Raw genomic sequence first — 23,753 nt, 5'->3', positions numbered from 1 at the left:
TTATTAGTTAAAATTTAGGTTTATATCACATTGCCTTTTAACATATAGTTAGTTGATTTTTAAATTATTTATTTGGTCGTATTTTACTTGATGAGGTAGTCTTAAAAAAAGTAGTGTTTTGTATTGAGTAGTAATTCTAAACTCACCTTTACCACTTTCTTTACTATATGAAACACCTCTAAAATTTAACTCTTCATCAAAAAATAAAATAACATAAGGACAAACACCTGTTAAGTTAATGATTTTGTTAGGAGATTCACTTTCATTAATTAGTAAAACAGCTTCCTCATCATCTGTAAGGTATTTTTGCATGTCTATGAATGAGTTTTTTAAAATTACAGCATAATCTATAGGAACTTCTTGGCTTTCATGAATAAACTGCCCTAATAAACTTATAGTTCTTAGCTTTTCAACTTTCATATTCATTTGTTCAATTTCATTTTCTAACGCAAGGTAGGTGCTATTTCTAATAATATTAAAATTATAGACCCCTTTAGATTCTTGTTTGGAGCTGTATACATGTAACCTATGTAATTCCATAAATTTATTAATTTCCACATCACTCCAATTTTCTAATGTCTTTTCAATAAGAGGTACACCCCAAGGTGTTAGTAATCCAATATAAATGTCTTTTTTCATAGTTTTAGTTTATTCTTGGGTCAATTTCATTAGTAATTTCAAACATGACGGTTTCATCTAAATACTCGACAACTACTCTGTTTTGTAAAAACTCTTGCATCAATGCTTTCGTAAGGTTATTAATAGTTTCCTTAAGATGTTTTTCTTCTAATGGAAATTTTGGGTAATTGATAAAATTGAGTTTTAAATGTGGCTCTATTTGTCCACTAAAAACAATATCACAGTGACTAACTGATGCACTAATAGCAATATTTTTATTTATGAATAATTCCTTTTGATAGGTTTGTATAAACTGTAGTATTTGCTTTTTTTGTATGACTTCTTGTGTATAGCCTTTCTCTAATCCTAAAGTTATTTGAGCTGAAAAAGGTTTTACAGTTGTTTTATGGTACTCCATAGCTTATGTTCTAATTTATTTGTAATAGGTGTTTTTGTCTCTTTAATTTATATTAATCCAACACTTTAAGGTTTCCTTGGTTTGTAGATTTTCTGTTTTGATTTCCTTTAGCATTTGTGTCTACATCTTCTGGTCTTTTTTACTTTTGATTTCAGACAACCATTTTTTAAGTTCCTCTAACTTTCCTTTTCTCTTGTAATACCCACATCCCCATTCATCTGTAGTAGTAACCACCATCAAAAAGTGATTGCCTCCAGAAGGACATTTTGCAATCCAACTTCGTTCATTGTTACCTAAAGGATTTGGGTAGAGGTGAAACTTTTCTAAATATTGTATTAGTGGTGTAATAGTCTTTTTAGCTTTTTGTTTAATAGCCTTCTTCTCATGAACTATTTTTTGAATGACTCTATTAAATTCATAACCTGTAATCATTTTACTAGAAATAAAGCCAGGGTATTCTTGATATAAGTACATTCCTTCTAGCTAGTTTTCTAAAGTTAACAAAAGGTTTTGCTTTAGACTTTTGTATGTTATCCTCGTTTTACTACGTAAGGATATTTCATAATCATCTAAGAAGCTAGCGAGCTGTATAAAATCATCATTTGTGACCCGATAGTAATAATAGAATTTAGCATCCCAATCAGTATCAATAGTGGTTAAGAAATATTGAAAATCACTTTTCTTTAATTTGTTTTTATGCTTGTTCATTTCCTCTTTTCTTTAACAATTCAGCAAGCTTATCATCCGAATCTAAGTCGACTAATGCGTTAATCGTAGTTGTTTCAAATTCTTCTGATATCATTTGACCTAAATGAGTTTTCGACCTCTTAAATAAAGTTATGGAATCTTCATAAATCAATCCCATCTTATAAAAAAGGATAAGTAGAATTCTCTCTAATTTTATTGTGTCTAGTTCAGGCTTTTCGTCTACGGATTGAATGAGCATTTGTAACACATAATCGAAACTTTCGTAGTAATCAGGGACATGGTCTTCAAGTCCTTCTTTATGTGTTTTAATAAAAACAGCATAGACATTGTTGTAATGATGCTTTCCTAAGTAAATACTGGTGGTTACGGAAGCTTGATATTGTAGTAATAAATCAGTAAAATCATGCTCTAGATCACCTAATTTAAAGACATCTTTTTTAATCGTTTTCCATTGATATTTTCCCATATATTCAGGAATGGCATCGTAAGATGAAATAATGAAATGGTTAGGGATAATTTCTTGAGCATAATTCACTAATAAATTATCCAAAGATTGATCTTCTGGTAATAGTTTTTCACTGGCTTTACCAGTTCCAAAGTTGACGGCATGTCCGCCAAATCTTGACATTAAGTTTTTCAAAATGCATAGTTTTAAAGGTTATGCATCAGGTAAATAATAGATATGTTGGATGTTCATTTATTTTGACAGAACTGTCCGTATACTAAACCACCGTAGCTTTTTTGCTCGGTTGGTACGCAATTCTTGCGTTCCTGATACTGCCACAAAGATATTAAAATATATGATTTTAGCAATTTAAAAGTTGATTATCCCATCAATTAAATAATTTGAAATGGATATTTTATTTTCTAACCATTGCTTATTTGAACAAAATTTATATCTTTAACTCAGTACTTCGCTAAATATAAATTGCTATTAATATTATTCGCTAGTATTTCAGTTTTCTTAAAATTTGTTTGAAATCTGTGTTTTAATTAATTTATTATTCCTTTCAATAGGCATGCTTATTTTAGAATATTTTTTCTAAATTAATTATTTAATTAATCCAATGAGTGTTTTAAATATTTTTATAATCACTTTTTGAAACTTGAATACTTAGGTATAATTTAGATTTATCAATTAACGAAAGGGCTTCTAAATGTTTGTTAACGAATAGTAAAATAGATGTAATAACTGGGAAATTAAATCAATTAAGTAGATTTTTGAAAAAGGGAAATAACACAATACAGAAATAACATGAAAAATTAATCTAAAAGGTTAACAAAAAAGGTTTTCTGTGAATACTAAATTTTACACCTTTGATATTGTTTTAAAATTTAGTCAGCACCACAAAGCAGAGTCAGTTGCCGAAGCTTTAAAGATAATCTAACATATATTGAAGGGTGCTAAGTGCACATTCAAAGTTTTTATTAAGCAAATGATGTTTGGGAAGTCTTAGATCTTTATAAAAATTTAGATTGCTAAACTAATAGAATAAAATCATCTTAATTTTACAATTTTAGAGTTAAAAGAATATATAAGCTAAGAGTAAGTTCGCTTCAGAGATAAAATATACTGGTGCAAATTTGAATTAGCAGCTTTGATAGATCAAATGAAATTTGGAACTATTCAAAAAATATAAACAAATTTAAGTTATACAAATAAAAAGAATTTTTTAAAGGTTTTATAGAAGTAAAGTAAATTAATTTTTAAATAAAATGCTATGTATGTTAAAGCACAAGTTAAAAAAGCGATAATAGATAAAAGAAATATTTTTATAAAATATAGAAAATTTGATGGTGATATAAGTGAAAGGTTGGTGAGTGATTTAGATTACAATAATTCATATACTGATGATGGTTTCTATAACGACCACATTAAAGGGTTTTGTCATTTAAGAGGTGAAGAAAGAACATTTAGAGTCAGCAGAATAACATCAATTACTTTATTATAATTTTTTCTATGAAATAATTAAAAGACAGTAAATATTGATAAAAAAATAGCTATGGAATTATTAACAAAAGCAAAAGCCAAAATAAAGGCAGAGGTTTCTGATATCGAAAACAGAACCGATTTAACAGATGAAGAAAAAGTTTCTCAAATCATAAAAGTATTTAGTGTGTTTTGTGCAGCCATTGCTGTACAACCTATTCCATTTGCAGATATTTTTGTGCTTACCCCGATTCAAGGTTATATGGGTAAAAAGTTGGCAGACATTAGAGGGTATGACATTTCAGAAGCTGGAGCTACAGAAGTATTCAAAGAAATAGCTGGCTTGGTAGGGTTAGGTTTTTTAGCACAGCAATTGGCTATTGGTGCCTATAAAACAGTATTACCTTTTTTAGGAGCCATCACCACAATTCCATTAGTTTATGGTCTAACTTTTGGTATAGGTAGAGTAATGGACTACTATTTTCTTAAAAAAATAAAAGGAGAAAAAATAGACAAAGAAACTTTAAAGGACATCTTTAAAAAAGCAAAAGCAGAAGGTAAAAAATCTGCCAAAGAAAATAAAGACGAAATAAACAAACGAAAAAAAGAGCTCTAGTGTCTAAGGTAAAGTACATAAAAAAGAATATTGATAAAACCTTAGTTTTAGGGGCTCTCGCAAAGTTAACTTTTGGCGATTTAGGAAATCTAAATGCAGATGAGGAACTAGTGTTACAGGCTCTAAGACGAGCCGTACCTGATACACAGGCTATGAGTCTCGAGGAAGTTCAAGACTATTTGCAAGAATTTGATGAAGACCAGTTAGTAGGTTTGGCCAATAATGTGAAGGGTGTTTTACACGAAATACAATTTGTAGAGATAGAAAATGAAGATGGTGACGCAATTTCAGCAGCCTTATTTACAGATACCAATCACCCAGATACAGATGTACTTTTAACCAATGAAGAAACAGGAGAAACAATTGCAGTTCAGCTAAAAGCAACGGATAGTGAATCCTACGTAAATGACTGGATAGAAAACAATGAGGACGGCGAAATTTTAGTTACAGAAGAAATTGCAGATAAAATGGATTTAGAATCAACTGAACTGTCAAATGATGAACTTACAGCAGATGTATCTGAATTTATTGCAAAAATGATTAAATTAGACGATAACGATTCACTATGGGATTATTTTCCAAGTCTTCCAGCCATTTCAATTGCTATAGCTGGTTATTATTTGTTTTTAGAGTATAAAAAAGGGAGTATTTCGTTTGCAACGTTTAAAACTAAATTTATACGATTAACCGGAGTCAAAGTAGCTAAGTTTACGCTTATTGCTGGCTTAATGATGGTTCCAGTAGTTAATGTGGTTGTTGGAGCAGGATTACTTTCTAGTTTATTATTTAATACAGGGAATTATGTGAGTAAAAAATTAGGGTGAGTGATGTTGTGAAAGAATATAAGTAAATAGGCATAGTTAGTAATAAAATTGTTAACAAGGAATTAGTAAATTGATTGATGTAATAGAAAAAGGATGATTGATGAAATTTTAATTGAAAATAGAATTTGTCCAAAACCAATGATTTGGAATGAGATCTATAAATTGATGTGTCAAGAATTAAGAGAAAAAAACATACCTAAACCACTAATTTTAGCCGGTTGGAATTTTACTACTGATAGGGAGAAAAAGAACCGTTTTATGGAACATTTAAATTTAATAGATTTAAAATCAGAGAATAAAATAAAAACGTTTGTATTAAGTATTAACGAAAAAGATTGGTATAAAGGTTAGATTAAATATTATATAAAAAAATGTTATGAGAGATATTGTTATTTATCCTATAAGTGACTCAATAGAAAAGAATCAAAATTTAACTACTGAAAAGAAATGTTTTGGAATAGATTTAGGGACAACAACAACTTTAATGTGTTCTGTAGATTCTGAATATGTAAATTTAAAAGAGAATTTAACTGTTCCTATACAGTTCATTAATGTACGTCAAGAAAGTCCTTTTGAATACAATCCAACAATTGAAAACGAAAAAGTAGCTTCAATTGTAGGTGTTTATAAGGGTAAGCCGTTTGTAGGTAGTAATTTACATCATTTAAAGGGGCATCCTTTATTCCAATATAAAAGTAATATGTTTTATCATTGGAAATTAGAATTAGGAATTGATCATCATCCTATGTATCCTAACGCAGTGAGTGATAAATTAAATATGCCTTATAAAATAGCTGGGGGTATTTTAAATTACATTAGAAAGTCTCGTTTTAATGATTCTCCCTTAGCTAACACCATTATTACAGTACCAGCATCATTCCAAGCCAATCAAAGAAAAGATGTTTTAAAAGCTGCTAAAATGGCTAAAATTGAGACCGCTAATAATATGCTAATTGATGAGCCTAATGCCGCTTTTTTAGGATATTTTAACAGACTCTCAAATGAAGAAAAAATTGAATGGTCTAAAAATATTAAAAATAAAAATGTTTTAGTAGTTGATTTTGGTGGGGGTACAACAGATTTATCTATTTTAAATATTGATTTTAAAAAAGATAAAGGGATAACTATAAGCAACCGAGCTATTTCTAGATATAATGATTTAGGAGGTCAAGATATAGATACAATTATTGCAGAAGAGTTATTAGTTGAAAAACTTAAGAGTGTTTTTGATGATTTTGATGTTATCGATAGTGTTGATGTAAAAGAAATTATTTTACCTCAACTTTCACTAATAGGAGAACAGTTAAAAATTGGCATTTGTAATAAATTAAACTTAAAAATCACAAACCAAGATATTAGTAATGTAAATATAGAAAACATTAATTATACAGAAGTTGATTGTAAAATTCAATACAATAACAAAGACTACCACATAGGAGATATGACCATCACAGCAAATGAGTTTAAAGATTTATTTGCCAAATTATTTACAGGTAAAAGTTATTCCTTCAAACACATAGATAAAACAATTTCAACCATTAGTTCTTCAATTTCTGATATAATAGAAAAAGCAGTTCTAGGATTAGATGAAATAGATTATGTTCTTTTTGTTGGAGGAAGTAGTTTTAATCCGTTATTACATTCATTTTGTAAAGAAAAGCTCTTGAATTCAGTTTCGTTAACTTCTCATGAGCCAGATAAACTAGTAGCAGAGGGAGCTGCTGTTTATTCTTATTTTTTAAATGTTCATAATGTTTCATTAATAAGTCCTATCACTAGTGAAACAATTGGAGTAGTGTTAAAGAATAAAAGGTTTTACCCAATTTTAGAAAGAGGTGAGTCTTTACCAAAAAAAGTTTCTATTCCTAACTTCAAATTACAGAGTAACTTAAATCAACACGTAATTATACCAGTATGTATTAATGGCGTTGATTTTCCTATTGGCGAAATAAGGACAACATTGGGAAACTTTTATAATCAAGATACAATTGTTAAGATTGAAGCGGAAGTAACTATTGATAAGGTTTTTAAGATGAAAGTTTTTGCTGATGATGATTTAATCGGAAATGTAGAGTTTGAAAACCCTTATGGAATTGGTAAATTATCAGAAGAGGAATTAGAAGTTTTCAATTTAAAAAAAGAAATTAATACCGCTAAATTATCAAAAGATTTAAAAAGTGAAAAATATCTCCTGAGAAGATTAATCTGGAAATTCTCTGATGTAAACAACTATAGAGGTGTTGTGGAAACTGCCGAGGCATATTTAAAACGATTTGATGACCAAGACGAGTCTGTTTTGAATATGCTTTACATAGGTAATAAAAATTTAGGTCGATTAAAAGCGGCAAAAAAAGCATTAGAAAAAGCTTTATTATTAAACCCAAACGCACCTTATTTACATTACAATAAATCATTACTCATTGGAGAAAACGATAAACAAGAAGCTCTAAACTATTTAGAGGGCTTAAATGAACATGTTAAGAGTGATATTGAGATAACTTGCAGAATAGTTAAATTGAAAAATGATTTAGGTCAAGATGTAAATTCAGAGGCAAAAGATTTAGTACATCACTATAAGAATAAACCAGGCGACTTTACAAAATTTAGCAAAAGACATCTTCTATCAAGCATATTTGAGATTGTAGAAGAACCTTATGCATATGTCGACCCTAAAGTTCAAAAGAAGATTTCTGACCAAAAAAATTATTTAGATACCAACAACTTACCTTTCTAAAATTATGTCAATATTAATTCCATATAATCGATTGTCTCCCGAACAAAAAGGGGTAATTAGAAGAATTTCTCGAGAAAGAGGAAATTTATTTGTTGAAGGCCCTCCTGGATCAGGGAAAACTCTAATAAGTCTATATACATTAAGAGATATAGTCGAATCAACAAATGTTAAACCTCTTTTAATGATGTATAATCATAGTCTTTATGGTTATCTATCTTCCGCTTTAAATGAATTAGGAATTAGCGATAATTTAACAATAGTTACAAAAGATAAGTTTTTTTGGGATTTAGCAAAGCAATATGACATTAGACCTTTAGACTATAATGCACCATATCAAGAAAAATACGATTTTTTATTAAGGGAGCTTAATAAAAGAACTATACACAAAGAATACGGAATAACTATCGTAGATGAGGTGCAAGATTTGATTCCTGAAGAATGGGATTTAATCAGGAAAATGTCAAGTAGAGTTCTAACTCTTGGTGATTTTGACCAAGGATTGTACAAAACAAAACTAACTAGAGCAAGTGTTAAAAATTATGGAATTTTTGAGGCATTGTCGGTAATTTTTAGGTTTCATAAAAACATAGCAAAACTTGCTAAAATATTTTCTAGAAAAAAAGACGATTTAGTAAGAAAAGTAAATAACGATTCACAAACACAACCAAAACTTATAGATGTAAATGTAAATGAAGAATTTCGAAAAATAATTGAAATTTTAAAAGAGATAAAAGTTTACAAAAAAAGAATTGGTATAATTTGCCCAGATAATAATAGGTTGCAAGAACTTTCAAATTATTTGCAATCAAATAATATTGACCATCAACATTATATATCAAATAGAGATTTAAGAACCCACGATTTTACCTCTACAACCCCATTACTTGTATCAAGTTTTAGCTCAAAAGGTTTAGAGTTTGAACATGTAATTTTATTTGGTTTTGATAATTCAAGTGGAATTGTTTCTAGGTTAAAAGCAGAAAATAAATTAAGTGATGTAATTTATGTGAGTATAACAAGAACGAATTCATACCTTTATATTTTAAGAACCAACAATACAGTTAAAGAATTAAAAGATTTAAAAATAGAAAATGAAATGAAAACTTCAGAAATATCTTTAGATGACATTTTTTAAAGTTAATAAATTATGAATGAAATAAAGGTTTACATATCGTTAAAAGAAGCAGAAGAATTAATATTTAATAGTTGTCTAATAGTAAGAGAAGATAGATTTGATGTAAAAAGAGCTCAGGGATTACTTGGTATAAGTTTATATTTAAATGGCAATATGTTGTCTAACCATGGAGTTAATAAATTGATTTTATTCTCAGCAATAAACTATTTTGAGGTTCCAGAAAACGATAAGAATCTTTTTATAAATCATTACCGAATTCCTTTAGGGTTGCTTAAAACAAGTGGAAGAAAAGTTAGAGATGTTTCTAAAAACGAAATGGCTATAGATGATTATGTATATAATTTTGATGGGTATGTTCAATTAAGAAATGGGTTATTTTCTATGATGCATAAGGTCTATGAGAATATTTCTAACAATCAGCTTAGACAATCCTTAATGAATACTTTCAAAGAGTTTAATTTTTTATCTGAATTAAAGAAGAAATTATTACATGAATTAATAAAAGAGTCAAAGTTTCCAATATTAACTGTAAAAGTAGATAAGTTTGTTACTGATAATTTTTTTAGGGTAACTTGGTGGGGGAAGTTCATAGTTGAGAATTACATACCAAAACTTAATATTAAAGATGAAAAGGATGTTATCTCTATTAGAAAGTGGTTAAGAGGTTTCTTAGAATTTAATGATTTTGATAATTTAAATAAAAATATAAATACTATTCCTGAAGAGCTAAAAGCAGAAATTGATTTTTTATTAGGGTATTATTTAGCAGCATTTTACAAAGAATCGTTTAATTCAGAAAACAATTTTTTTGATGATTTGTATAACTTAATACATTACGAGAATAAAGATGAGGTATTATCTTGGGTATCCTTTTTTACATCAATATTTAAAGAAAATGAGCAAGCTATATATTTTGTAAAAGCTCTGAAAGAGGAATCTTTTAAAATTGAGAAACTTGCTTTTGAGCTATCTACTAATAATTTAGAAATTTCAATGGATAGTGTTTATGATTTTAACATCATAAATTTAGAAGAAAGTTGTTTACTTTCAGAATTCCTAGAACTAAAACATGGAGTTAATAATCAAAAACCTACTTTAATTAAAATTACTCAGGCGAGAAACGTTTTTAAGAATAACTTTTTTAAAGAAGAACTTACTAAAATTGGTTTTGATTTAAATTCTCAATATGATAAAAATATTAGAATCCAAAATTCTTGTTGGTTTTCTAAAAAACAATTTCATCTTCACCTTAATGCAAACATAGATGCAAATGACCTTGTCTTTTATATTAATGAAAACTCTTTAGCTACCAATAAATTAAAACAATTAAAAATAAAGACAAAGCCAGTAAAAAAACTTTTAAATACCTCTAAAAAAATATTAATTGGGTTTATTAGGTTGGATGAGGTTCCTAACTTGTGCAATCTTTATTCATCATTTCTAAAGGATGAAATAAAAGAGAAGTGTGATAGGGTAGTTTTTATACTTCTGGTAGATTTAGATGTTGAAGAAATTCAATCAATGAAGTTTGCTACCTTTATTAAGACTCAAAAAAATGATTTGGCTAGATTGTTTAATATTGAAGTTGACTTAATCATAAAAAATGACCAAACAATTAACGATGCCGAAATTAAAAGAAATTTGAAGAATATTTTAGAAAGTTATAAAATAAATCAAATGGAGGTAATTGATGAAAACTTTGACAATGAAAAGGCTAGTTGGTTATTGGAAAGTAATACTGAATATTTAATTGAAAATAAAAATAGTAATTATCATTATGTTTTAAATTAACAGATTTTATGATATTAAACTTGTTTTTTTAATAAAGAATTAAATTAAATAAAATAATGAGTATAAAGAGAAATTTCATATCCTTAAAAAAGTTTCAAACAAAAACATTCGGCTTTATTTAGTTTTGGATTTGATTATTTACCTTATATTATTTAAAATACGGGGACTATTCGGTTAAATTTCATTCTTATAATTTCCAAATTACCATAACTTTTTAACTTATTTTATGAAAGAGCTTTGTTAAAAATTAGAATATATGTTTTGTACGCATTTTAATGAAAAAATTGCTGAAAGGCCGTTAATTTTATAATTTTTTTAAAGTTATTGTTTAAGAATGTTGGCTAGAACTATACTTTTTAAATTATTTGGCTAATACTTCCTTTTTGAAGGTATTACACCTCTTACACCTCCACGTGGATTATCCATATCACCTTTATACCTTGGAATAATATGGCAATGAAAATGAAATACAGTTTGCCCTGCAGAATCTCCACAATTCATACCAATATTATAGCCGTCAGGATTATATTCTTGTTTTATTAGCTGTTTTGCTTTATCTATCATTTTAGGAAGTTTCTCTTTTTCTTCTAAAGATAATTCAAAGAAATCCTTTTTGATTCCCTTAGAAATTATCAAAAGATGACCTGGAGAAACTGGGAATTTATCTTTAATAATAAAGAATAATTCATTATTAAAAATAATTCTCTCCTTAGGAATTTGGTTAAAATCAATCATATTTCTAAATATTGAAACCCATTATTATGAGCTATACTTAACATAGGTTTTATGTGATCTTCAAATTTATTTTTGTCAAATATTTGATTAGGAAATAAAGGAAGGTAGTGTTCTAAAAATTTATTTTTTGGTCTTATTGTTTTTACAATCTCAAACCCCATTTTTTGTATTTCATAAAAGGAATCAAAATAATCATCAAATTTAGGAAGCTTATCACTTTTTTTTGAGTTAAAACTACTATCAGCAGGAATTAAATTCCACATTAAATCATGAGCAACAAATTGATAGGGTATAAAGTGCTCTACAGCATATCCTCCCTTTTTTAAAGTTTTATTAGTATAAATACAATTAACCGCTCCAATTTCAGTGATTACTAAATCCCAAAATCTTGTTTTATGGGTGCTCAAACTACCTCTTTGAATAGGTCTATTGATTTTGTTAGGTATGTCTGGTACATTTGGGTTTCTTGATTGTAGAAAAAGGGTTAGATTCCAATAACAATAAGTTTTTAAGAGTGCAATGTGAACCTTAAAATAAGGCAACCATTTATCAGAAATTTTAATGTATTCTTTTTCTAATCTATATGGAACAGATTCAAATTTATCATTTGATTTATCATAAATTTCAGACTTACTACCTGAGCCTAACCAAGGACTTAAAAACTTATGGGGTACATTATTATCAAAATGATTTAGTAGTGATACTGTTTCTTTATTTTTAGTAATTAATAAAGTAGAAAGTATATGTTCCTGAGAAGAATCAATACTTAAACTTTCTAATTCTTTAATTTGCTCTACAGCACTTTGTATTACATCTTGTTTACCAAATGAAACTTTAAAATAATTGACTGTATACCAAGACAAAGAAATCATTCTAGCAAATATTTCTCTTTTTGTAATTCTTTTTTTACCTGATTCTATAGCTTCAAGAATAGCCCAAAACCAGTAAAACTTATAAGTAGCACTCGTACTTCTAAAGATAGAAACTAGCTTAGATACTGAGATGTTTTTGTCAAAAGGGAGGTTCATAGTTTCAAATATCGAAAGTACAGACTTATTATTAAAAATTATCAATATAAATTAAATCGTTAATTCGTATAATATAGGTTTCTTATTTTTTTTAACGATGAATTTTAGATTCAACTTATTTTATCTCTGAGATGAAACATATAAAATAACGCTCAATAAATTTGAAAATTACTGCAACTTTTTTACTTATATTTGAGGAGAAATTTATTAAAAATTAGAGTACACGATTTCGTACACGATTTAATCAAAATATCGCTGAAACGCCTATAAAATAAGGGTTTTCGTTAAACTCATAACCCGAAGGTCACTGGTTCGAGTCCAGTTCCCGCTACTACTTTTAAAGTCAATAATAGAACGGATTGTTTACGTACAATCCGTTTTTTGGTTTTTAAGATTTAGTTTGTAATTCCTTTTTATTCTTCATAAATATCAAATTCTGCAGAAATAGCTTTCATTAATTCAGCATCTGCGAATTCTTTCGCTGTCATTTTTGATAGTTTTTCTAGATATAAATCAAATTGACCATTTTTGAAAATAGTTAACATTTTACCTCCTTTTTCGCAGCTTGCTGCATGCCAAATATTTGGAGGAACAGTAATAGTATCTCCTGGTTTACATGTTATTGTCTCATCATCGAATATCAATTTTACCTCACCTACTAAAAAGTAAAAGACTTCCGTCATTATTTTATGATGATGTCTAGGAAGGTAAAAACCTGGTTTTAATGTATCTTCAACTATGCATAGCTCACCATTTGTTTCGGTTGAAGCTAGTTTAACAAAACAATGATCTTGAGAATAATCGTAGCTGTTTCCTTCACCTTTTCTAATTATTTCTTGTTCTTTCATTTATATTTTCTTTAAATCCATGTTTTATAGTTAAGCCTTAAGGTTTAAATAATATTTAATTTTTAGCTTTTACTTTCTTTGTTGGTTTCTAAATCAATGATATCTTTAATATTTTCTCGATTAACTTTAAGCGGATTTTTTATCTAAAATTACAAAATCTATCAATTTACTTTCTTCTGAAATTGCTTTTGCATCTTCTTCAAAATATTGGTAAGCAGAACAAATTGAACTTTTTTATTGTTTTGTTTTAATAAAAATATAGAATAAATGCTTGATTTACAGTCAAATTTACTTAAAAAGATAATAAGATTATAGGTAATTCTGAAAACTTTATAGCGCTTACCAACTTAAAATTTATTCTTTTGCTTGATAAAAAGTAGGTATAATGATATCATTCAAAATAGCAAATGGTAATTTATCGTTTTGAGAATTGTAAGCTCCACCAGTAAAAATTGCAACGATATTTAGTGAGGGCAAAGCCATAATGTACTGACCACCATTTCCTGTGGCTATTTTTGCATGTAAAACTTCGTTATTAATTTTAAATGGAATGTTCCACCATAAATAACCATAATCTAAACTTGTTATTTTGGTTTTTGGTGTGGTTGATGCTTCAATCCAATCTTTAGATACGATTTGCTTGCCATTCCAAGCCCCTTTATTTAATACCAATTGACCAATTTTAGCTAAATCTCTAGAGGTTAAATGAACCCTTTTTGCTGACGAAATAACTTGCTTTTTAGAAGTATGACTCCAGTAAAAATCATCAATTTTTAACGGGTTAAATAAATATTGTTTTGCAAATTCATCAATGGTTAAGCCAGAGGCCTGACTAATTAATTCTGCTGTTAAAATTACACCCATTGTGCAGTAGGTTGCTGTTGTACCTGGGTCATTAATTATAGGTAAATCTAAAGTGTATTGTAGCCAATCTCTTTTTTTATAGACTTTATCTTCTTGTCCTTTAGAGATTTTGTCCCAATCATTGCAATCTAAACCACTAGACATCGTTATTAAATGTTTTATGCTAATTTCATCTTTTCTGCTGTCAATATTTTTTTGAGGAATTGGTTTTTTGAGGTACTTTGATATTGGATCATCAACTGAATCAATAATTTTTTTGTCAATGGCAATACCTAGTAAAATTGATACAATACTTTTAGTAACAGACCTTAAATCATGAGGTTTATTAATCGAAAAACCTTTGTAATATTCTTCGATAATTAGCTCATTGTTTTTAATAACTAAAATACTATGAATATCATTTTCACGATTTAATAACTGTGTAAATGCTTTGTGTATTAAAGTAGTATCTGTTTTTTGAGAAATGATGCTGTTAGTTTTCCAACCATCATTCAGTTCTATTGGCTGTTTATATGTATATTTTTGTTGAGCGTAACTTGCTAAATAGACACAACTTAGGATGAAAAATAGTATTGTTTTTCTATTCTTTTTCATAGTCATGAACAAACGTTAGGTGAGGACTACTGGCCATTAAGTTGGGGTTTGTACCCTCAATTCCTTCAGGAATTACATGGTTACGTTCTTTATAGTATTTAACCCAACTAGACATAGGTTTGCCAGATTTATCATTAAAGGTCATTGGGTGTGTAAGAAATGGAACTGAATCTTTAGGGAGGTTTTGTGATGAGAACATTTTATACACCAATTCAGAGCAGTAGTAAGAATTATCATCCCAAAGAAAAATTTCATCATAAGGTGTGTTTACCCTTTCTAAACCATACTGAATTGCTCTAGAAATATAAGGTGCATAGTAATTGGTTAATCTAGCTACTGTGGTTTGAGATCTATTGTCTTTATTTTTATTCCTTGCTAAAAATTCATTCAATGGAGTTTTACGAACGCCTTTTTTAGGTATGGCTTCTACCACAAACCATTGGTTGTTTTCTTGCATTGCAATGCCAACATGAGAATAGTTTTTAGCAATTGCAGTAGCTGTAACATCTTTAATGGCATTATCTATTTCGTCTGTACCAGTATTTTGAAAAAGTAAATCTCCTTCATTTAATTGAAATTGCTTGTTATTTGTACAATGCATAAACAGGACACTAATAGTAATTAAAAGGAGTTTGGGTAAAGAAAATTTAGTCACTTTTTTGGTTTAAATGAGTTATTTGAACATCGAATTTATGAAATAATACCTTAATGAATTGGTCTAAAATTAAAGTATTTTATGATTGGCTTAAGGTTCTTCAATTATATAAACATAATCATGTTTCATTTTCTTAGAAGCTGCTCTTAGTTGCGAAACGTTTATGTTTTTATCTGCTATAGTTACACTTTTAATAAACCAATTTACCCATCTATAATTATTAGTTTTTACAATTTGTGTGGTAGACTTTGGTTTTAAATAAACAACCAATGTAGAATCTGTAGGTTGTGTAAAATTTAAGGTTAAATCATTTTGAATTTCTTTGAATTTTTTAGGATTTACAATTTCATTCCTGTAGTAAAGTGTGAACGAATTTAATAGTACATCATCTAAATTTGACCCGCTTTTTAAGCCGTGATAAATTTTAATTTTCTGAGTTTTATTCGTTAAGTTTTGAATGTAAAAATTGGTTGGAATACTACAGCTAAAAAAAGTGGCTACCATAAAAAATAGACCAAAGTATAAGGCTTTATTTGTATTAAGGTTTCTGTTCATTTTATTGATTTACTATACTGTAAACTCATAATAGGTTAAAAAATTTTATGAATAAAATTTGAGATGATAAAATTGATATTAAGAACGAGGATTTAGAGCAATACTCATTTTTTTAGACTTAATAATATTCATACTACAAAAGCCAAATCTGTTGGTAATTTTACCATAACAAGCATAAATACCCATACCATTTATTGGGTATAAGTGTACCACATTTGTAAAATGAACAGCATCAAAATAGTTACCATCTGCATCTATAAAGGTACTTAATCTCATTAATTTACCCTTACTCGTTTTATTATATCTTGTAGTTACAAGTTTGCCATAAAGAAGTACATTCTTATCTGCGTATTTATGCATTTCTTTTGCCTTTATATGTTTATGATATGCTTCTACAACCAAAGAAAAATAATTATATGTTGTAAAATCTAACAATTCTAATTGGTCGTAAACATCTTCTAACCAATGATTTTCTAATTTTGGTATTTTAAATTTTTGATGTTGAACTGCAAATAGTTTTACTTGACTCAACAGCTCGTTTTTTTTAGTACCATTAATTCTAAAGGTGGCTTCCCATAACAAAGTTGTTTTTGGTTTTTTTGTAAACCTAAAAGCATTTATTCTTATTAAAATGGTTAGTTGTTCTATAGATATAGATACCCTGTCTAAAAAATCATCTAAAGAATTAAATAAACCTTCAGTTTGACGATTACTTAAAATACGCTCTATTAGAAGATGTTCTAAATTTTTAAGATAACCAAAACCCAAATAGATTGTTTTACCTTTTACAATGTTTGGATGATCGCTAGTATTTATACAAGGCAATTCAATTGTGGCTCCACGCATTTTTGCTTCGTGAATGTAATGTTCTGTAGAGTAAAATCCACCACCATTATTTAAAACTGCAGTCATAAACTCAATAGGGTAGTAGCATTTTAAAAATAAACTTTGATAACTTTCTACAGCATAAGATGCAGAATGCCCTTTAGCAAAAGCATAACCAGCAAAACTTTTAATTTGGTTCCAAACCTCAAAAATCAGTTCGTCTTTAAATCCTTTTTTTCTGCAATTTTCTATAAATTTATTTTCTACGGCTTTAAATTCTGATACAGATCTGTACTTACCACTCATGCCTCTTCGTAAAACATCTGCTTCACCCAACGTTAAATCTGCAAACTGATTGGCAACCTTCATTACATCTTCTTGATAAACCATCACTCCATATGTTTCTGGCATTATTTTAAGTAGAATAGGGTTTGCATTTTTTCGATGTTCAGGGTATCTGTGTCTTTTAATAAACTCATCTTTCATTCCAGAACTAGAAACACCTGGCCTTATGATAGAGCTTGCAGCAACCAAACCTAAATAATCTTCTGTTTGTAGTTTTTGCATTAAACCACGCATTGCAGGCGACTCTACATAATAAGCTCCAATTGCACCTCCTGTTTTTAAGAGGTTATTTATGTTATTATCATTCTTAAAACGTTCAATATCTGTAATATCTATTTCAGGATCATTAGGGTTATTTTCTTTAATTAAAATTAAGGCATCCTTTATTTTTGCCAAACCACGCTGACCAAGAATATCGAATTTAAAAATACCAACATCGTCTGCAATATTCATATCAAACTGCACTGTTGGAAAATTTTTTGGTGGCAAACTTGTTGCAGAAAAATAATGAATGGGTTTGTCTAAAATTAAAATTCCTGCAGAATGTACACTCACGTAATTTGGAAAACCTTCTATTAACTTTCCGTATTTTAAAACGAGATGAGCCATAGAATCAAACTGACTCTTATTTTCTTTATTTAAGTTATTTGTAGTATTTGCTAGTTTTTGAGATCTAGAATAATTACCAAGCGTAGAAACCCCTTTGCTTAATTTATCTATTTCTTCTTTTGGCAAACCAAACACCTTACCAAGTTCTCTTACAACAGCTCTATATTTAAAAGTAACATAGGTGGCCAAAAGTGCTACATTTTTAAAACGATTAAAAATATAATTGGTAACTATGTCTCTATCTTTCCACGAAAAATCGATATCAAAATCTGGAGGAGATGCTCTAAAAGGATTTATAAAACGTTCAAAATACAAATCTAATTCTATAGGATCTACATCTGTTATGCCAATAATATAGGCAACAATACTATTGGCTCCACTTCCTCTACCAACATGAAAAAAGTTGTTTCTTTTGGCAAAAGAAATAATATCATAATTAATTAAAAAGAAGGATACAAACTTTAAGTCTATAATTACCTTAAGTTCTTTTTCAAGACGATTATATACTTTTTCTGTAGGATTTGCATACCTCTTTTTTAAATTTTCTGCACATAGTTTTTTTAATAGTTGGCAATCTTCATCAAAAGAATTGGTGTATACTTCTAGGTTTTGATTGGTTCTATTTTCATTAAAGCCAAAGTTAATGGTACACTGGTTTAGTAGGTTTTCTGTATTTTGTATTACGTTCTCAAAATCTTTAAAATGATTTTTTAAGTCTTGATACGCAAACATAATATCAGTTTCTAAACATTCTTCGGTTTTGGGTAATTTACTTAGTAGAATATTTTTATCGATGGCTCTTAGTAAACGATGTGCATTAAAATCCTTTTTATTACGAACAGTAACTTGTTGCTGAATTACAATTTTATCTTTGTAATTGTTTAAATAAGAAAAACGAAGCTTGTTAATTTCGGCTACAGAAACACCTACAAATTCATTCTTTTTAAACGAGGTTAAATTAAGTTCTAGAGCTTTCTCAAAAGGATACACAATAAAAACATCAGCTAAATATTTTGGCTTGTTTGGAAAATTGGTTTTCGACTCTAAAAAAGAAGATAGGTAAGCGTTAATTTGCTGAAAACCTTTGTTGTTTTTAGCAATAGCCACAAATTGTTGCGAATTTCCATTTCTAAAATCTACACCAATTACAGGCTTAATAGTTGTTTTTCTTGCCTGTTGTACAAAGTTCATGCAAGCAGAGGTGTTGTTAATATCTGTAAGTGCAATACAGTTGATATTATTTTTTACAGCAAGTTGTAAAAGTTCTGTTTCAGAAAAGGTTCCAAAACGTAAGGAGTAATATGTATGGCAGTTTAAATACATACATTATTGTTTTCTGTGGGCTAAAACTAATGGAGGTTCTCCATTAAAAGGGTTGCTAAATCTGCCTATTGTTTTTGCACCCATTGCAGAAGCTCTCATAATACTTAACTCACCATATTTGTCACGAACAGTATCCATAGCATTGTATAGGTTTAGCATTTGCTGAGTATCATCAAATAAATTAATTTGATAATTTCCGTTTACAATATCTGATACTTTTACGCCTACTAAACGTATTAATAAACGTCTTTGATACAGTTTTTGAAACAAATCTAAAACGGTTGGTATTATAATATGATCTGCACTTGTATAAGGTATTTTTATTTGTTTGCTGTATGTGTTAAAGTCTGAATATCTGATTTTTACACTAAAAACAGAGGCTAGTTTATTACCTTTTCTAAGTTGATAGGCTAAGTTTTCTGCCATTGCAAAAATGGTTTCTTTTAGCTTTTTTACATCTATAGTGTCTTTATTATAAGTTCTTTCAGTAGATAATGATTTACGTTCATGATAAGTTACAATTGGTGGATTGTCTAAACCATTAGCACGTTTCCAAATGGTTTTACCATTTTTGCCTAAAACGCTTATCATCATTTCTAAAGGCATTTCTTGTATTACTTTTACTTTATCTACCCCTAGATTTCTTAAAACTTCATAAGTTTTTTGACCAACAGAAGGAATTTTTTTAATAGATAAAGGAGCCAAAAAGTCTTTTTCAAAACCCTTATTTATTAAAAGTTGGTTGTTGGGTTTTGCTTCTCCAGTAGCAACCTTAGAAACAATTTTATTTTGAGATAAGCCAAAAGAAATAGGTAAACCACTTTCTTTTATAATTTTCTGGCGTAATTCTGATGCATATTTGTAGCTCCCAAAAAAGGCATCCATTCCAGATAAATCTGCATAAAACTCATCAATACTTGCTTTTTCAAACACAGGAACTTTATCACTAATAATTTCTGTAACAAGGTTTGAGTATTTAGAATAAATACCTGTATTACCTCTAATAACAGCTGCTTCAGGACAAAGTTTTCTGGCAATTTTCATAGACATGCCAGAATGTATGCCAAAAGCTCTAGTTTCATAACTGCAAGCAGCTACAACACCTCTGTCTCCTGTACCACCAACTAAAAGCGGTTTTTTTTTAAGCCTACTATCTATCAATCGTTCACAGGAAACGAAAAAAGTATCTAAATCAAGATGTAAAATATGTTTATTCACACTACAAAATTAGCTACAAATTCATACATTTGTTGCTCAATATTGTAGCATTATGAATATTTTATCAAAAAACATTAAGCATTTAAGAAATCTTAAAAAGTTAACACAAGAAGCTTTGGCAGAAGAATTATCTGTAACAAGATCTAGAATAAGCTCTTATGAAGAAAATAGGTCATCTCCAACCATAGAATTTTTGATAGATTTTTCTAAATATTTTAAAATTCCTATTGACATTATCATAAAAAACGATTTAACAAAAGCCAATGATGTGTCTTTTATAGAGGTTGGTAATAAGCGTGTTTTGTTTCCAATAACTGTAGATAGTGAAAATGAAAATCTTATAGAAGTAATACCAGCAAAAGCTTCTGCTGGGTATTTGTTAGGTTATGATGATCCTGAATACATTGAGCAGTTAGAAAAAATTAAATTGCCTTTTTTACCTACAGGAAAACATAGGGCTTTTCCTATTAAGGGTGATTCTATGTTACCCATGAAAGATGGTTCTTATGTAGTAGCTGAATTTGTAGAAGATATTAAAAATGCAAAAAGCGGGTATTCGTATATCATTGTAACTAAAAATGATGGTATGACTTATAAAAGAATAGAAAACCTTATTGAAGAAAAGGGGTGTTTTTTGTTAAAGCCAGACAATCCTTCTTACCAATCATATCAAGTACCAATTTCTGAGGTTTTAGAGTTATGGAAGTTTACTTGTAGCATTAATACACAAGAATATGAAGAGCACGAATTAAAAATTAGCAGTATTATAAATATGTTTCAAGACTTAGGAGTAGAGTTATCGTCTTTAAAAAAGCAATACTTAAAATAGAAGGTTAGTTTTATTTATCATTTATACAAATAGGTTGTAAGAAAAATCATTTTATAGCAAATTATAATAAAAGCCTTTCTTAAGAGTTTTATATTGTGTTAAACTTTTGTAGATAAAGAAAATATTCTTATTAAATTGAATATATTTGAAATTCAAAAAAAATAATTTAGCTTTTAATGAAGTTACTCTCTTTTAGGATTCTCTTTTTGGTAGCATTTATTTTCTCATTAAAAGGGAATGCTCAAGAAACTTTACCAATTTATCAAGACTATTTATCTGATAATGTGTATTTGGTTCATCCATCTGCTGCAGGAATTGGTAATTCAAGTAAATTAAGATTAACTGCAAGACAACAATGGGCAGGTATACCTAATGCACCTTCATTACAAACGTTAAGTTTTCACACTAAATTTGGCGAGTATTCTAATGCTGGCTATGGTTTGGTTCTGTTTAATGATAAGAATGGTTTTCACTCTCAAAAAGGAGTGCAGGCAACTTATGCCTACCATTTGCCAATGAGTAATGATAGGCTTTTTAATCAGCTTTCATTTGGATTGTCTTTTACGTTTGTTCAAAATCAATCAGATCAAACTACTTTTACTGGAGATGCTGCAGTTGCTGCTATTGTAGAAAGCACTAGTTACTACAATGCAGATTTTGGTGTTGCTTATCATTATGGAGGTTTTTCATCGTATTTTACCGTAAAAAATTTATTACTTACAGCTAAGAACAATCTAAATGTTCAAGAACCTTTAGATTTAAGAAACTACATATTTTCTGCAGGATATTATTTTGGCCAAGATTTATTTGTACAGTTTGAACCATCTGTCATGTTACAATTTAGAGAAGGTACAGGTCAACGAATTGCAGATTTTAATTTAAAAGCTTACAAGAACTTTTCAAAAACTCAATTTTGGGCAGCACTTTCTTACAGAAGAGGTTTTGATGCAAATGCTATAGAAAATGCTCAGTTTTTATCGCCAATCGTAGGTATCAATTATCAGAACTTTTTATTCTCATATACATACACGAATCAAATGAACGAAACTGTTTTAACAAACACTGGTTTTCATCAAATTTCTGTAGGTGTAAATTTATGGACGAGAGAGCCTAGAGCTGCAGCATGTCCGAACATTAATGCTGCTTTTGGCGGATTTTAAAAATCTGTTTCTGTGATAGTTTTTGAAGTCACTGAGCTAAGTATTCTTTCTAAAACACTTTTATCTTTATTGATGTAAAACTCATGCTTTGCAGAAGCTGAACCATTATGCATTAAATCATGTTGTTGTAAAATGGCCTTGGTTTGCTTGGCTACTGCTTGGCCAGAATCTATAATTTCTAATTGATTGCCTGTAATTTTTTGAATAGCAGGAATTAAATAGGGGTAGTGTGTGCAACCTAAAACCAAACAATCTATATTTTCCTTTACTAAAGGATTTATGTAACTTGCTAAAAGTTGCTCCATTTCTTTAGAAGCTATTTTCCCTTCTTCTATGAGTTCTACCAATCCAGTACCAATAGTTTCCTTAACAATAATCTGTTGATCTATTGTGCTTGCTGTTTTCTCAAATAAAGCACTATTTAAAGTGCCTTTTGTAGCAAGTATACCAATTCTCTTAGTTTTTGTTTTAAGAGCAGCAGGTTTTATGGCTGGCTCTATACCAATAAATGGTATCTTATAATTTGCTCTTAGATAATCAATAGCATTTGTAGTTGCAGTGTTACAAGCAACCACAATTAGTTTGCAATTTTTATTAAGCAAAAATTCGGTGTTTTTGATAGCTAAATCAAGAATGGAATCTTTATTTTTAGTGCCATAAGGTGCGTTTTTACTGTCTGATAAATAAATGGTACTTTCATTAGGTAAGAGTGCTGTGACTTCTTTCCAAATAGAGGTGCCACCAATACCAGAGTCAAAAAAACCAATAGGATTTTGATTTGCTTTCATACTACTGTAAAAATAAAAAAACCTACTTTAAAAGTAGGTTTTTTAATAATTTAATAAGGTATATGTTTAGAAACCTAATTTTGCTTTTACAGCAGCATATAAGTCTTCACCTTTCTTTACTAAAAGTCCTTTACCCATAGATGCATCAAATACATAAGAAATACCTTTTTCAGAAGCTACAAGTTCAATTGCTTTTTGAGCTTTCTCAATAATTGGTTTTAAACCATCAGCTTGCTTTTGTTGCATGTCTTGATATGCAGTTTGTCTTAACTGCTCATATCTTTGGTTTTCTTGCTGAACTTCTTTTGCTCTAATTTCGTTTATTTCTTTAGTCTGTGTATTTTGCTCTTGGGTGTATTTTTTCATTTTAGCATCCAATTTCTTAGCCATACCTTCAACTTCGTCTTGATAAGTTTTACCTAACTTTTCAATATCTGATTTTAATTTTTTTGTTGCAGGCATTTCAGCTACTAATTTTTCAAAGTCTATATGACCCATCTTTTGTGCATTTGCAACACCACCAAACCCTAATGTAAATACAGCAATTAATAGTAACGATTTAAAATTTTTCATTCTTGTTTTAATTTAATTATTATTCTTGTC

At 28.8% G+C, this 23,753-nt stretch carries 23 protein-coding genes and 1 riboswitch; of the genes, 9 read left to right on the top strand and 14 right to left on the bottom strand.

Features of this window, described 5'->3' with window-relative positions; translation table 11 throughout:
- Positions 1-48 precede the first annotated feature (48 nt).
- The 4 genes from MED152_RS07305 to MED152_RS07285 all read right to left on the bottom strand — a co-directional run bounded on the left by MED152_RS07305 (position 49) and on the right by MED152_RS07285 (position 2,384).
- Positions 49-639: a hypothetical protein gene (locus MED152_RS07305; protein ID WP_015481221.1), complete on the bottom strand. Its 591-nt coding sequence runs from the start codon at positions 637-639 to the stop codon at positions 49-51.
- Between the two features lie 4 nt (positions 640-643).
- Complete coding sequence (locus MED152_RS07300) at positions 644-1,036, bottom strand: hypothetical protein (RefSeq protein WP_015481220.1); 393 nt, start codon at positions 1,034-1,036, stop codon at positions 644-646.
- A 120-nt stretch (positions 1,037-1,156) separates the two neighbouring features.
- Entirely contained in the window at positions 1,157-1,510 is a 354-nt protein-coding gene (locus MED152_RS07295; RefSeq protein ID WP_015481219.1) for a hypothetical protein, read from the bottom strand.
- Between the two features lie 220 nt (positions 1,511-1,730).
- Positions 1,731-2,384, bottom strand: a complete 654-nt coding sequence (locus tag MED152_RS07285) for a hypothetical protein (protein ID WP_148284804.1) — start codon at positions 2,382-2,384, stop codon at positions 1,731-1,733.
- A gap of 48 nt (positions 2,385-2,432) precedes the next feature.
- Positions 2,433-2,527: riboswitch (SAM-I-IV-variant riboswitch) on the bottom strand.
- 938 nt (positions 2,528-3,465) lie between these two features.
- Here MED152_RS07285 and MED152_RS07280 point away from each other — a divergent pair.
- The 7 genes from MED152_RS07280 to MED152_RS07250 all read left to right on the top strand — a co-directional run bounded on the left by MED152_RS07280 (position 3,466) and on the right by MED152_RS07250 (position 10,774).
- Positions 3,466-3,696, top strand: coding sequence for a WYL domain-containing protein (locus MED152_RS07280; protein WP_015481217.1), 231 nt, complete (start codon positions 3,466-3,468; stop codon positions 3,694-3,696).
- A gap of 51 nt (positions 3,697-3,747) precedes the next feature.
- A complete protein-coding gene (locus tag MED152_RS07275) occupies positions 3,748-4,290 on the top strand; it encodes a YcjF family protein (protein ID WP_015481216.1) in 543 nt (180 codons plus the stop codon).
- Positions 4,290-5,114 carry a hypothetical protein gene (locus MED152_RS07270; RefSeq protein ID WP_015481215.1) on the top strand — a complete coding sequence of 275 codons (825 nt, stop codon included), beginning with the start codon at positions 4,290-4,292 and terminating at the stop codon, positions 5,112-5,114. The genes MED152_RS07275 and MED152_RS07270 overlap by 1 nt, the downstream gene beginning before the upstream one ends.
- A 93-nt stretch (positions 5,115-5,207) precedes the next feature.
- Positions 5,208-5,465, top strand: coding sequence for a hypothetical protein (locus MED152_RS07265; protein WP_015481214.1), 258 nt, complete (start codon positions 5,208-5,210; stop codon positions 5,463-5,465).
- 25 nt (positions 5,466-5,490) lie between these two features.
- Positions 5,491-7,848 (top strand): Hsp70 family protein, encoded by a 2,358-nt coding sequence (locus MED152_RS07260; protein WP_015481213.1) that lies wholly within the window; start codon positions 5,491-5,493, stop codon positions 7,846-7,848.
- Between the two features lie 4 nt (positions 7,849-7,852).
- Positions 7,853-8,983: an AAA family ATPase gene (locus MED152_RS07255; protein ID WP_015481212.1), complete on the top strand. Its 1,131-nt coding sequence runs from the start codon at positions 7,853-7,855 to the stop codon at positions 8,981-8,983.
- Positions 8,984-8,995: 12 nt separating this feature from the next.
- Entirely contained in the window at positions 8,996-10,774 is a 1,779-nt protein-coding gene (locus tag MED152_RS07250; RefSeq protein ID WP_015481211.1) for a hypothetical protein, read from the top strand.
- Between the two features lie 369 nt (positions 10,775-11,143).
- Here MED152_RS07250 and MED152_RS07245 read toward each other — a convergent pair whose 3' ends face one another.
- The 8 genes from MED152_RS07245 to dinB form a co-directional block, all read right to left on the bottom strand.
- On the bottom strand, positions 11,144-11,509 hold the full coding sequence (locus MED152_RS07245; protein ID WP_015481210.1) for an HIT family protein: 366 nt from the start codon (positions 11,507-11,509) through the stop codon (positions 11,144-11,146).
- Positions 11,506-12,537, bottom strand: coding sequence for an HNH endonuclease domain-containing protein (locus tag MED152_RS07240; RefSeq protein WP_015481209.1), 1,032 nt, complete (start codon positions 12,535-12,537; stop codon positions 11,506-11,508). The genes MED152_RS07245 and MED152_RS07240 overlap by 4 nt, the downstream gene beginning before the upstream one ends.
- 413 nt (positions 12,538-12,950) lie before the next feature.
- A complete protein-coding gene (locus tag MED152_RS07235; protein ID WP_015481208.1) occupies positions 12,951-13,385 on the bottom strand; it encodes a cupin domain-containing protein in 435 nt (144 codons plus the stop codon).
- A 354-nt stretch (positions 13,386-13,739) separates the two neighbouring features.
- The gene (locus MED152_RS07230) at positions 13,740-14,843 is read right to left on the bottom strand and encodes a serine hydrolase (protein WP_187288756.1); all 1,104 of its coding nucleotides are present in this window, start codon (positions 14,841-14,843) and stop codon (positions 13,740-13,742) included.
- A complete protein-coding gene (locus MED152_RS07225) occupies positions 14,830-15,444 on the bottom strand; it encodes a YiiX/YebB-like N1pC/P60 family cysteine hydrolase (RefSeq protein ID WP_015481206.1) in 615 nt (204 codons plus the stop codon). The genes MED152_RS07230 and MED152_RS07225 overlap by 14 nt, the downstream gene beginning before the upstream one ends.
- Positions 15,445-15,588: 144 nt before the next feature.
- Positions 15,589-16,053, bottom strand: a complete 465-nt coding sequence (locus tag MED152_RS07220; protein ID WP_015481205.1) for a hypothetical protein — start codon at positions 16,051-16,053, stop codon at positions 15,589-15,591.
- Positions 16,054-16,131: 78 nt separating this feature from the next.
- Positions 16,132-19,155, bottom strand: coding sequence for a DNA polymerase III subunit alpha (locus MED152_RS07215; RefSeq protein WP_015481204.1), 3,024 nt, complete (start codon positions 19,153-19,155; stop codon positions 16,132-16,134).
- Between the two features lie 3 nt (positions 19,156-19,158).
- On the bottom strand, positions 19,159-20,373 hold the full coding sequence (gene dinB / locus MED152_RS07210) for a DNA polymerase IV (protein WP_015481203.1): 1,215 nt from the start codon (positions 20,371-20,373) through the stop codon (positions 19,159-19,161).
- Positions 20,374-20,425: 52 nt separating this feature from the next.
- Between dinB and MED152_RS07205 the strand changes: the two genes are divergently transcribed.
- Entirely contained in the window at positions 20,426-21,202 is a 777-nt protein-coding gene (locus MED152_RS07205; protein ID WP_015481202.1) for an XRE family transcriptional regulator, read from the top strand.
- 176 nt (positions 21,203-21,378) lie between these two features.
- Positions 21,379-22,362, top strand: coding sequence for a type IX secretion system membrane protein PorP/SprF (locus MED152_RS07200; protein WP_015481201.1), 984 nt, complete (start codon positions 21,379-21,381; stop codon positions 22,360-22,362).
- Here the strand turns inward: MED152_RS07200 and murI are convergent.
- Entirely contained in the window at positions 22,359-23,150 is a 792-nt protein-coding gene (gene murI, locus MED152_RS07195) for a glutamate racemase (protein ID WP_015481200.1), read from the bottom strand. The two genes, MED152_RS07200 and murI, sit on opposite strands and share 4 nt — an antisense overlap.
- A gap of 66 nt (positions 23,151-23,216) precedes the next feature.
- The gene (locus tag MED152_RS07190) at positions 23,217-23,723 is read right to left on the bottom strand and encodes an OmpH family outer membrane protein (protein WP_015481199.1); all 507 of its coding nucleotides are present in this window, start codon (positions 23,721-23,723) and stop codon (positions 23,217-23,219) included.
- Positions 23,724-23,753: the final 30 nt, after the last annotated feature.

The sequence above is a fragment of the Polaribacter sp. MED152 genome (assembly GCF_000152945.2).
Taxonomy (GTDB): Bacteria; Bacteroidota; Bacteroidia; order Flavobacteriales; family Flavobacteriaceae; genus Polaribacter.
This window is presented reverse-complemented; position numbering and strand designations above follow the sequence as displayed.

Excerpts from the sequence above, each read along its gene's own strand:
- MED152_RS07260 (WP_015481213.1), top strand. The coding sequence starts at position 5,491 with ATGAGAGATATTGTTATTTATCCTATAAGTGACTCAATAGAAAAGAAT.
- MED152_RS07300 (WP_015481220.1), bottom strand. The coding sequence starts at position 1,036 with ATGGAGTACCATAAAACAACTGTAAAACCTTTTTCAGCTCAAATAACT.
- MED152_RS07235 (WP_015481208.1), bottom strand. The coding sequence starts at position 13,385 with ATGAAAGAACAAGAAATAATTAGAAAAGGTGAAGGAAACAGCTACGAT.
- MED152_RS07230 (WP_187288756.1), bottom strand. The coding sequence starts at position 14,843 with ATGAAAAAGAATAGAAAAACAATACTATTTTTCATCCTAAGTTGTGTC.
- MED152_RS07295 (WP_015481219.1), bottom strand. The coding sequence starts at position 1,510 with ATGTACTTATATCAAGAATACCCTGGCTTTATTTCTAGTAAAATGATT.
- MED152_RS07250 (WP_015481211.1), top strand. The coding sequence starts at position 8,996 with ATGAATGAAATAAAGGTTTACATATCGTTAAAAGAAGCAGAAGAATTA.
- MED152_RS07220 (WP_015481205.1), bottom strand. The coding sequence starts at position 16,053 with ATGAACAGAAACCTTAATACAAATAAAGCCTTATACTTTGGTCTATTT.
- MED152_RS07190 (WP_015481199.1), bottom strand. The coding sequence starts at position 23,723 with ATGAAAAATTTTAAATCGTTACTATTAATTGCTGTATTTACATTAGGG.
- MED152_RS07305 (WP_015481221.1), bottom strand. The coding sequence starts at position 639 with ATGAAAAAAGACATTTATATTGGATTACTAACACCTTGGGGTGTACCT.
- MED152_RS07205 (WP_015481202.1), top strand. The coding sequence starts at position 20,426 with ATGAATATTTTATCAAAAAACATTAAGCATTTAAGAAATCTTAAAAAG.
- MED152_RS07225 (WP_015481206.1), bottom strand. The coding sequence starts at position 15,444 with ATGCATTGTACAAATAACAAGCAATTTCAATTAAATGAAGGAGATTTA.
- MED152_RS07200 (WP_015481201.1), top strand. The coding sequence starts at position 21,379 with ATGAAGTTACTCTCTTTTAGGATTCTCTTTTTGGTAGCATTTATTTTC.
- murI (WP_015481200.1), bottom strand. The coding sequence starts at position 23,150 with ATGAAAGCAAATCAAAATCCTATTGGTTTTTTTGACTCTGGTATTGGT.
- MED152_RS07245 (WP_015481210.1), bottom strand. The coding sequence starts at position 11,509 with ATGATTGATTTTAACCAAATTCCTAAGGAGAGAATTATTTTTAATAAT.
- MED152_RS07275 (WP_015481216.1), top strand. The coding sequence starts at position 3,748 with ATGGAATTATTAACAAAAGCAAAAGCCAAAATAAAGGCAGAGGTTTCT.
- MED152_RS07280 (WP_015481217.1), top strand. The coding sequence starts at position 3,466 with ATGTATGTTAAAGCACAAGTTAAAAAAGCGATAATAGATAAAAGAAAT.
- MED152_RS07255 (WP_015481212.1), top strand. The coding sequence starts at position 7,853 with ATGTCAATATTAATTCCATATAATCGATTGTCTCCCGAACAAAAAGGG.
- MED152_RS07240 (WP_015481209.1), bottom strand. The coding sequence starts at position 12,537 with ATGAACCTCCCTTTTGACAAAAACATCTCAGTATCTAAGCTAGTTTCT.
- MED152_RS07265 (WP_015481214.1), top strand. The coding sequence starts at position 5,208 with ATGATTGATGAAATTTTAATTGAAAATAGAATTTGTCCAAAACCAATG.
- MED152_RS07215 (WP_015481204.1), bottom strand. The coding sequence starts at position 19,155 with ATGTATTTAAACTGCCATACATATTACTCCTTACGTTTTGGAACCTTT.